The 9,369-nt window shown below is 45.6% G+C and carries 8 protein-coding genes; 2 read left to right on the plus strand and 6 right to left on the minus strand.

What is annotated here, in order from left to right:
* Positions 1-328: 328 nt before the first annotated feature.
* Complete coding sequence (locus tag DY78_RS05655; protein WP_024624768.1) at positions 329-1,885, minus strand: ABC-F family ATP-binding cassette domain-containing protein; 1,557 nt, start codon at positions 1,883-1,885, stop codon at positions 329-331.
* Positions 1,886-1,973: 88 nt separating this feature from the next.
* Positions 1,974-2,561, minus strand: coding sequence for a GNAT family N-acetyltransferase (locus DY78_RS05660; RefSeq protein ID WP_024624769.1), 588 nt, complete (start codon positions 2,559-2,561; stop codon positions 1,974-1,976).
* A gap of 115 nt (positions 2,562-2,676) precedes the next feature.
* On the opposite strand from DY78_RS05660, the gene DY78_RS05665 reads away from it, so the two are divergent.
* Positions 2,677-3,057, plus strand: a complete 381-nt coding sequence (locus tag DY78_RS05665) for a VOC family protein (RefSeq protein WP_024624770.1) — start codon at positions 2,677-2,679, stop codon at positions 3,055-3,057.
* Between the two features lie 206 nt (positions 3,058-3,263).
* Positions 3,264-3,491: a hypothetical protein gene (locus tag DY78_RS05670; protein WP_024624771.1), complete on the plus strand. Its 228-nt coding sequence runs from the start codon at positions 3,264-3,266 to the stop codon at positions 3,489-3,491.
* A 299-nt stretch (positions 3,492-3,790) separates the two neighbouring features.
* Here the strand turns inward: DY78_RS05670 and nagE are convergent, their stop codons facing one another.
* The 4 genes from nagE to DY78_RS05690 all read right to left on the minus strand — a co-directional run bounded on the left by nagE (position 3,791) and on the right by DY78_RS05690 (position 9,308).
* A complete protein-coding gene (gene nagE / locus DY78_RS05675) occupies positions 3,791-5,770 on the minus strand; it encodes an N-acetylglucosamine-specific PTS transporter subunit IIBC (RefSeq protein WP_024624772.1) in 1,980 nt (659 codons plus the stop codon).
* Positions 5,771-5,960: 190 nt separating this feature from the next.
* Entirely contained in the window at positions 5,961-6,920 is a 960-nt protein-coding gene (locus DY78_RS05680; RefSeq protein ID WP_024624773.1) for a ketopantoate reductase family protein, read from the minus strand.
* A gap of 550 nt (positions 6,921-7,470) precedes the next feature.
* Positions 7,471-8,364: a DegV family protein gene (locus DY78_RS05685; protein WP_024624774.1), complete on the minus strand. Its 894-nt coding sequence runs from the start codon at positions 8,362-8,364 to the stop codon at positions 7,471-7,473.
* A 284-nt stretch (positions 8,365-8,648) separates the two neighbouring features.
* Positions 8,649-9,308, minus strand: coding sequence for a hypothetical protein (locus DY78_RS05690; protein ID WP_024624775.1), 660 nt, complete (start codon positions 9,306-9,308; stop codon positions 8,649-8,651).
* Positions 9,309-9,369 lie beyond the last annotated feature (61 nt).

Genomic DNA, 9,369 nt, shown 5'->3' on the forward strand with positions numbered 1-9,369 from the left:
GCTGATCTTTTTTGTCCGAACAGCGTTCGGATTAATTTTACAATCTACCATATACTAATTTTAGCGTTAATTCATCGAAAACAGTGCGATTACAAAATTGTAGTGACACCATTTCAAAAAACAATTTAGCTGCCGGTTGACCGTAATGGAAGCCGCCATGCAGGTGGCGTTAACGGGATTGATTTGTATCCCGTTTACACCACGGACGACTTTTGAGACTTGCTTTTCAGGCTCAAAAGCGAGGTCCAAGACCGCTTCTCAGGCTTGGACCGGTCCCCATGGCGGCTGGAATTACGATCAGCCGGTAGCGGCAAGCAATCACTGCCACTTAAAGTTCTTGACGCTCTTTCAAACTTAACTTTTCAACGTTCAACTCTTTATCGACCCAGCCATCCACGAAACTACTTTCATGGCTAACTAAAATCAAATTACCATGGAACGACTGTAAGGCCCGTTTTAAGCCTTCCTTAGTTTCATCATCCAAATGGTTCGTTGGTTCGTCCATGATTAAGAAATTGCTGGGGATGAGTTCCAACAAGGCTAATTTAACCTTAGTTTGTTCCCCACCACTTAATAAATGCATGGGCTTCATCGCGTTAGCGGCGTTAATCCCACATTTAGCTAACTTCGTCCGAATCGTCTTTGGTAGCATCGTCGGATAGTCATTTTGAATCGTTTGTAACGGCGTCAATTGGGGATTATCCCACTCTAAATCTTGGTTAAAGTAATTGATTTTAGCCGATGGTGAGAAGTTGGACTTCCCGCCTAACGCTGGAATCACGCCTAAGATTGATTTAATCAATGTTGATTTACCAACCCCGTTGAACCCTTTAAAGGCTAGCTTTTCACCGTTCGTCATCGTAAAGGTCACCGGTGCCAACAACGGCTTGCCGTAACCAACGGACAGCTTTGTGACACTCAACGCATTTTGCGACCCCGTATCTAAATAAGGAAACGCAAACTTAGCGTGTTCATTTTCACTCGGTGGATCAATGCGGTCCAAATGAGACAGCATCTTTTCGCGGGACTTGGCCATGGTCGACTTCGAACCGGCTTTGTTTTTACGAATAAACTTTTCAGCCTTATCGATAACGACTTGTTGCTTTTCAAACGCCTTCAATTGGGCTTCTTTACGCGCTTCTTTTTGACGCATGGCGGCTTTAAAATCACCACGATACTTCGTAATTTTGCCAAAGGCCACGTCACAAATACAGTTAGTGACTTGTTGCAAGAAGTCGTAATCATGGGAAATCACCATAACGGCGCCTTCAAAACCATTCAAGTAATCTTCCAACCAGCTAATATGCGCGGTATCCAAGTAGTTCGTCGGTTCATCCAAAATAATGACATCGGGATTTTCCAATAATAACTTGGCCAAAATAATCTTGGAACGTTGGCCCCCTGACATTTCAGAAATGACGTGTTCGCGACCGATTTCATCTAAACCAAGCCCCGTAATCACCCGTTCCATTTCAGTTTCAATGTCATAAAAGTTGTTAGCTTCCAAGGTTTCTTGAATGCGGCCTGCTCGTTCTAAAAGGGCATCGTCCATGCTCTCGGCGTAATCCGCATAAAATTGTTGCATCTTAGCGTCTAAATCATAGAGGCGTTGGAACGCCGTTTTCAGAAAAGAATACAACGTCATGCCGGCGGGAATATCGGCATATTGGTCTAAATAACCCGTCCGCAAATTGCGTTGCCACTTAATTTCACCGGTTAACGGCAAAATTTGTCCAGTTAAAATTTTAATTAAGGTACTCTTACCGGCCCCATTTTGGCCGACAATCCCCATATGATCGGCCTTTTCTAACGTAAAGTTGGCGTCATCGTATAACTTACGATCCGCAAAACTTTGCGACAGGTCGGTAACTTCTAGTAAAGCCATCTGTTTTCATCCTACACTTTCATTTTTGTACTCTGCAAAACAGGCCCCGTTGACTAACGAGGCCTGTCAAAACTAAGGTTTAGCGGCACTAAGCCATGACTAAATCCTTATCGAGCTCATATTGCATGTGGAAATACATATGGTCCCCAATGGGCTTAATACCGACCGTTTCATAGTCATGTCGGTCATACAGCTTCTTGGCACCCGGATTGGCCATATCAACGTTCAAACCAATCCGCTTTTGTCCAGCTGCCCGGGCATACTCAGGTAAGGCGGCTAATAATTTACCACCAATCCCATGGCCCTGGTAAGCTGGGTCCACTGCAATGGAGTCCAAGTACCATTCATGTTCATAACTTTCTGCTTCAGCTTCAAAGGCTGAACCAAACGCATCGTTGTCCGCCGTAACTTCAGCTAACACTTCGTCTACGGCGTCCTCATTTTTGTCAGGGTAACCAAACGCCACCCCAACTACTTGACCATCGGCCTCGGCCACTACCGTCGTTGCCATATCGGACAAATAAGCTGGTGTCCGGTACGCGGCAGTAATGGCCTGCTCTAAGTCAGGTTCTGGTATGTCGTCTAGTTCCTCAAGTTGCATCTCATCAAAGATCATATTAATTAGCGGTGCTATCTGGCCCGCGTCATCCTGATCGGCTGGTCGAATTGTTATCACAAATAGTCCTCCTTCTTAGATATTAATAGGTTACTATGATTTACTATGCTTGTCAAAATTGAGGTCGCCCCGTGGTATACTAGAAAGCGAATCCATTTTGAAAGGACTTGAACTTGTGAATATTCGCGATATTGACCATCTCGTTTTAACGGTCACCGACATTCCCCGCTCCTTGCGGTTTTATCATGAAGTTTTCGACTTACCCGTCGTAACTTTTGACGGTGATCGCCAAGCGGTCTTAGTTGGTAAACAAAAAATTAATTTTCAAACGATTACTGAACCGCATCAACCCGTTGCCGACCAACCGACACCCGGGAGTGCTGATTTATGTCTGATTGCTAAGGATAGTATTGAAGACATTGAACATCACTTACGCAGCTATTTCGTCGACATCGTTGAAGGTCCCGTCGAACGCACCGGTGCGCACGGCAAATTAACTTCATTATACGTCCGCGACCCTGACAACAATTTGATTGAAATCAGCAACTACCACTAGGTACGCTTGCCGCCTCCAGTGAATCACAATCGCAGGTCACTGTTATCTCGTATGATTGATAACAGTGACCTGCGATTTTTCGTTATATTATCATATCAATATTCGGCCTAAGTTCGGTTAATTCAATACGCTAACCCGTCAATCCACTCATGCTTGCCTAACCAAAACAGCTATAATTCATAGTAACAAAAAGGAGCGTGATTATTATGAACGTAATTATCATTCGTAGCATCGTGAGCTTACTCGCCATTGGCGGTGGCCTATTTGAAGCCTATCAATCCTTTCGCTACGTCCGGACACTACGGCAGACCCCCAATTCAGCAACAGCTAGTTTTGCACCGTTGGCCTTATTCACCAGTATCGTCTTTGCCCTCATTTTAATCGGCGGTGGCATTGCCGTCGCTTTTGGGGACTATTCTAAATTAGGCTTATAATCGCTATCACAAACTTAATTACTAACTAACAATACAAAATACCCCCGCTACCGTTAACAAAAATCGTAGCGAGGGTATTTATACTCTAATCTCAATTCTAGTTGTGTGTCAGCAGTAATGGAAGCCGCCGTGAAAGTGGCGTTAGCTCGACGTTTCTTGTCGCGCTTACGACACCGACATCTTTGGAGATTAGCGAACTGTGCTGAGCTTCAAAGTGAGGTTCGAGACCGCCCTTTGGCTCGAACCGGTCGCCACGGCGGCTGGAATTATCGCTGGCGCCCAACGGCAATAAATTACAGTTATTCCGCTGCGCCGATAATATCGCCGGCTGCCACGGTTTGATTGCCGTTTAGTTGTAACTTGTTGACGTGATCCATGTTGGTAATCACGACCATCATCGTCGTGGCTTTACCCGCGGCTTTGATGGCGGCTAAATCAACAGTCGCTACCGCACTACCTGCCGCAATTTGGTCGCCCTTTTCGACGTGTAAGTCAAACGGCGTGCCGTTCATTTCAACGGTGTTAATACCCATGTGCAATAAGATTTCTAGCCCGGAAGCCGTCTTCAAACCTAGCGCATGCTTCGTTGGGAAAATACTAGTGACTTCCCCACTGACCGGTGACACAATTTCGTTATCCGTTGGTTCGACCGCATAGCCGTCACCTAATAATTTTTGTGCAAAAGTATCATCAGCAACTTCGCTAATCGGCATCAAAGAACCCGTGGCCGGTGCTTGTAAGATGGTCGTCACAGGCACATCGGCGTTTGGTGCTGTAGCCGCCGTCGCAGTGGTTTCAACCGCCGGACCAGCAACTGGCGCCGCACTCACTTCACCACTGAATAACTTTTGTAAAGCTTCCGCGACGAATTGAACTTCGGTCCCGATAACGATGTGGATATTGTGTACATCTAACACGTTCAAGCCAGGGACGCCCGCCGCTTTAACAGCTGGTTGGTCAACTTTAGCGGTGTCTTTCAATTGTAGCCGTAAGCGCGTCGTACAATTATTAATCACGCTAATATTATCATGCCCACCAATAGCGGCATAAATTTGTTTCGCTTGTTTCATATATTTATCGTCCGCGGGGTCCGTATCAACCACCGCCGCTGTTTCAGTTGCGGCCACTGGTTCGCGACCGGGCGTCTTTAAATTAAATTTCTTGATTGCAAAATCAAAACCAAAATAATAAATAACGGCGAGTACTAACCCTTGCACGATTAACATGTAAGGTTGGTTCGCCAACGGCATCCGAAAGCTTAGCAAGTAGTCCACGAGACCACCACTAAATGAGAAACTAGCCGTCCAATGCATAAAGGCCGCAAAGCCGAGTGACAAGCCCATAAAGCATGCATGTAACACGTACAATGGCCATGCCACGAACATGAATGAGAATTCAAGGGGTTCCGTGACCCCGGTGAAAAACGACGCAAAGGCGCCGGCTAACATTAAGGACCCGGTTTCCTTTTTCCGTTCTGGCAACGCATTGCGATAAATGGCGTAAGCCCCGGCTGGTAGGCCAAACATCATGACGGGGAAGAAGCCGGCTTCATACATCCCGGTAACCCCTTTGACCCCATTACTTGACCAGAATTTACCAATATCATTGATTCCGGCCACGTTGAACCAAAAGACCGAATTCAAGGCGTGATGCAACCCGGTTGGAATCAACAATCGGTTAAAGAAGCCGTATAAGGCCGCTCCCACAAAGCCAAGTTTGGAAATGCTAGTGGCAAATAACACCATAGCATCGTAAACCGTTGGCCAAACAAAATACATGGCCGCCGTGAAAAATAGCATCACGAACGCGGATACGATTGGCACTAAGCGTTTCCCACTGAAAAATGACAACGCCATTGGTAACTTAACTTCATGGAACTTATTATAAAGCGCGGCCGCAATTAACCCGGCACAAATACCGACTAAGACGTTTTGGTTCACGTACTTGAAAGCATCTGGCACATTGGCAATCTTAATGCCTAATAAGTTCGCCAAGCCGTTATCACCGGTTGGTTGTAGCATCGTGGTTGGCACTAAATAAGCCACGACCCCGGCCACCGCCGCGGCCCCATCCTTGTCTTTTGACATGCCGACTGCTAAGCCGACCGCAAATAATAGCGCGAGGTTATTTAAAACCACGTCGCCACCATTAATCATGAATCGTGATAAGATCCATGTTTTTGGTAAGTAGTTACCTAGCCCCACTAGAATCGCCGCTGCCGGTAAAGTGGCAATCGGCAACATTAGTGATTGCCCAATCCTCTGAAAATATGTCTTCATACCAATTTCTCCCTGTTACGTTTTCTAACACGTTCTAAATCCTATCACAACAAGGAGTTCCATGAAAGCATCGGTCTTATTTTCATGTATAGACCAATACAAAAGGTAGCGGTACCAACCTTATTAAATTAAGTATTTATAAAAATGAAAAAAGTTCTGAAATTAATCAGAACTTTTTCATATGTAATCGTCAAACTTCACTTTTTTTAGATTGGCGCATCATTTCGGCCAAGTGGACTTCGTGGGTCACGAACTCATGCACGCGACAGACATAGTCATGTTCGCGACCAATTTTAGCGATGTAGCCGTTAATATAGTCGACTTCGGTTGGCCGCCCGTTCGCAAAATCTTGATACATTGATGGGTAATGGTACTTATAAGCGTGGCTGACCGTTTCAACTGAATCAATTTCAGCTTGCCGAGTTTCAATTAACTTAATCCCCGCGCGTTCACAAGCATCGTACGCTTCGTTGAAGAGTTGCGTCGCCATATCTTTGACGCCCGGATATTCGATGAATTGCCCCATTTGAATTTCAAACATCGTACACAAACTATTCGTTACGGCGTTAAACACCACTTTAGACATGCACATGCCCATAAAGTTATCCGACCAGATTGGATTGAGTCCCGCTGTTTTAAAATCGTTCATCATCGTTTGCGTTGTCGCATCCATGTCGCCCGCATATTTACTCATATGCATCGTTTCGCTGCCCACCGGTCCCATGAAATCAACGTTACCCGGACCATTCAACACCGTCGCAATCATCGCCGTACCCCCGACAATTTGTTCTGGTGGAAAGTAATCGGCTAACTTTTCAAAGTGCCCCATGCCATTCATCGCTGAAAAAACGTATTGATCCTCATGAAATAACGGCGCATCTCGCTTTAATTCATCGGCTAACTGCATTTGCTTCTTGAAAACAATCCACACATCGGGATGACCGGTATAATCTTCCGGCGTATAAATGTTAATCGGGACCACGTGCTGGTTAGCATGGTCCCGCGCCACCGTAACACCACCTTGGGCTTTGACTTGCTCGATATTGGGTGCCCACGTTTCAATAAAATCCACTTGGACCCCGGCGTTTTCTTGTAACATCACGCCGTACCGATATCCCATGGCGCCCGCGCCAATCATGCCGTATTTCATAAACAAAAACTTCCTTTCAACTACTCAATATGTGTAAATCTTTTATAATATGTTGTGACTATGTGTAACCTTTATGTGTGTTGGGTCATGCTGCCTATGTGTTCGCTATGTGTCCCAAATGAACAGGAATTAAAAAATTATGTGTGGTTTGATCAATTAAAAGTGACGACAAAAACGCCCTCTGGATCTAAAATCCAAAGGACGTTTTCACGGGTTACCACCTTACTTTAAATAACGCTCACACGTTATTCCTCGACACGTTCAAAAAAACTAAACGCTGCACGGTAATGGGTGCCCCCAGCGAACCTCGTAAAGTTCGCGCCATAGTTACCCTTTAATCAACTTGCCATCACACCTTCCCAACTAACGGTGCTTGCTTCGCATGACAACTTGATGACTCCGGCAACTACTTATCGGCTTTTTCATCAACTTTTAATGTTTTAACCATAATATCATTTAAGCTGAATGTCAAACTTTTCCGTGGTAAAAAAAGAATCTTAAGTTAATCACGGTTAACTTAAGATTCTAACGCAGTTTCAACTTAATTATATTAATCTTGGGCTTGGTTTAAACTCGTTAATAACGGTTTCCAGTCTAATGACCAAATAACGCCTAACGCATGTTCACCCGTTAAGACTCCCATCAATGGGCCAATTTCACCGGTCTTGACCCGTACGGCTGGGAATTGATAGCGTAATTCACTCGCCCAATCTTCCGCAATTTCCGTGTCATTAGCACTAATAATATCGAGCCGAACTGGTAATTGATTCGTAATTACAAAGCGGTCAAACGTATCTTGAACGGCTTGTTGCGCATTTTTCAGCGTCCGTTCTTTACCTAAGACTTGAATCTTACCATGATCATTAAAGGTGATAATTGGCTTGTTACGGAGCACCATCGTTCCCGCCAAACTACTATTATTGTAGATGCGGCCATTTTTGACGAGGTGCTTCATGCTATTGACGATAAAGACGGTCTTCGTGGTTGACCGTAACCGGGTTAGTTGCGCTAAAATCGTGTCCATGTCATAACCCGCCAAGGCCATGGCGGCGGCAAGTTTCACCATATTAGCAGTCCCCGCACACGCCGTCCGGGAATCAAAAACTTGGACGTCGATGCCCTTAACGGAGGGCGCAAAAGCCTTGAGATTATTGACGTAACCACTAATTCCACTACTCAACCCGATCACTAAGACTTGGTCATACCCAGCCGCTTGCAAGTCATCAAAAACTTGTTGCATTTCCGGCATTGAGATTTGGGAAATCGTGGGAATATCTTTTTCGACTTTTAAGAGACGATAAAACTGATCGGCAGTAATATCCACATTTTCATGATAAACGTGATTACCGAACATAATTGGATCATTAACAACCGTAATTTTATAATCCGCCGCAGCGCGCGGCGAAAGGTTTGCGGAACTATCAGTGACGACCGCAATTTTCATAATTTCAACTCCAATTCAGAGTGTTGGGGCCGACGGGTAGCTGCTAAGCGCAGGCCGCTGTCGGTACCAACACATTTCAGCAAGTCGTGCCAGTGCATCTTCACCCGACCAACACATGTCAGGTTAAGCGTCAGTCAACTACTGACTCATTAGCGTCACCGTACTGGCGTCACGCTAACTTTCCCAAGCGCGATAAAAACCGCTAGTCCACGGGTCTTTAACCTAAAAAGACACCTAGACACAGTATACTGTATCTAAGCGCCTTTTTACAAATATGCTAATTATTAACTCACTGCCTGAATCGCGGTTACAGCTGCGGCCGCTGGTTGCGTTGAAAAAGCGATAGGAATCGCCGTTACTTGTGCTTGACCATTAATCGTTGTCAGCCGTTGCAGTTGGGCCAATTGGGTCGGCGTGACGGCCGTCGTGATCAACGCCGGCCCCGCCGTTGGTTGAATTGAGAAATCGACTTCATTAGCGTAGGTCTGAAGCGTCAACCGCGATAACGATGACACTAATAAATACCGTTGTGGTAACTGGTCCAGCGCGTGTACCCGTAACTGAACGTGATTGCGATTAAATGCCAGTCCCCGCGTCGCTGTTACCAAATGATTAGCGGCTACTAAAACATCATTCAATACACTGTTGGCAGTGGCCGTACTACCAGCACCCGGACCAGTATATAAGCTGTCCCCAATGGCATCACTAGTAATTGCGACGCCATTTTGAACGCCGGCCACTTGGCTCAACGCGCTCGTTTGTGGAATCGCAGTTGGTGCCACGCGCACATATAAATTCGAACCATGCCGTTCCGCTTGCGCCAACAATTTTAGCTGATAACCCGCTTGTTGTGCTTGTTGGCAGTCCGTCGCGGTCAGTGCCGTAATCCCAGTCGGCTGTAATCGCGTTAAATCAACCGTCTGGCCAAATGCGAATTGACTCAAAATACATAATGGTAGATTGTAAAATTAATCCGAACGCTGTTCGGACAAAAAAGATCAGCTT

This window comes from Lactiplantibacillus fabifermentans DSM 21115, assembly GCF_000498955.2.
GTDB classification, from domain to species: Bacteria; Bacillota; Bacilli; order Lactobacillales; family Lactobacillaceae; genus Lactiplantibacillus; species Lactiplantibacillus fabifermentans.

What these genes read in the sequence shown, in the direction of transcription:
- DY78_RS05655 (WP_024624768.1), bottom strand. Translation starts at nt 1,885, where the DNA reads ATGGCTTTACTAGAAGTTACCGACCTGTCGCAAAGTTTTGCGGATCGT.
- DY78_RS05685 (WP_024624774.1), bottom strand. Translation starts at nt 8,364, where the DNA reads ATGAAAATTGCGGTCGTCACTGATAGTTCCGCAAACCTTTCGCCGCGC.
- nagE (WP_024624772.1), bottom strand. Translation starts at nt 5,770, where the DNA reads ATGAAGACATATTTTCAGAGGATTGGGCAATCACTAATGTTGCCGATT.
- DY78_RS05670 (WP_024624771.1), top strand. Translation starts at nt 3,264, where the DNA reads ATGAACGTAATTATCATTCGTAGCATCGTGAGCTTACTCGCCATTGGC.
- DY78_RS05680 (WP_024624773.1), bottom strand. Translation starts at nt 6,920, where the DNA reads ATGAAATACGGCATGATTGGCGCGGGCGCCATGGGATATCGGTACGGC.